At 67.2% G+C, this 653-nt stretch carries 2 pseudogenes; both read left to right on the top strand.

The features are described from left to right. Positions 1-418 (top strand): annotated as a pseudogene (locus tag M8J73_RS44575) (2-oxoacid:acceptor oxidoreductase subunit alpha); the annotation flags it as partial. Then, a pseudogene (locus M8J73_RS44570) lies at positions 411-653 on the top strand (2-oxoacid:ferredoxin oxidoreductase subunit beta); the annotation flags it as partial. The pseudogenes M8J73_RS44575 and M8J73_RS44570, both read left to right, overlap by 8 nt.

The following is a 653-nucleotide window of genomic DNA, read 5'->3' as shown; positions in this document are numbered from 1 at the left end:
CGGCAACATCTCCTACGACCCCGCCAACCACGACTTCATGGTCCGCACCCGCCAAGCCAAGATCGACGGCATCGACATCCCCGACGTCGAGGTCGATGATCCGCACGAGGCGCGGACGCTGGTCCTCGGCTGGGGGTCCACCTACGGTCCGATCACCGCAGCCGTGCGGCGGCTGCGGGCGGCCGGGGAGTCGATCGCGCAGGCGCATCTGCGGCATGTGAACCCGTTCCCGCGGAACCTGGGCACCGTGCTGCAGCGTTACGACAAGGTGGTGATCCCCGAGATGAACCTCGGGCAGCTCGCCATGCTCATCCGGGCGAAGTACCTGGTCGACGCCCACTCGTACAACCAGGTGAACGGCATGCCGTTCAAGGCGGAGCAGCTCGCCGCGGCTCTCAAGGAGGCCATCGATGGCTGAGACGACGACCGGTGCGACCGGCTCGTCCGGGGAAGGCACGGGCACGATCGAGGCGCTCTCGCTCGTCCCGAAGGCCGAGGCCAAGCAGTCCATGAAGGACTTCAAGTCCGATCAGGAGGTGCGCTGGTGCCCCGGCTGCGGTGACTACGCGATCCTCGCCGCCGTCCAGGGCTTCATGCCCGAACTCGGCCTCGCCAAGGAGAACATCGTCTTCGTCTCCGGCATCGGCTGCTCC

It is taken from the genome of Streptomyces neyagawaensis (assembly GCF_023516595.1).
Lineage (GTDB): Bacteria > Actinomycetota > Actinomycetes > Streptomycetales > Streptomycetaceae > Streptomyces > Streptomyces neyagawaensis.
The sequence above is the reverse complement of the archived record's forward strand: the minus strand, read 5'-3'. Positions and strand labels throughout refer to the sequence as shown.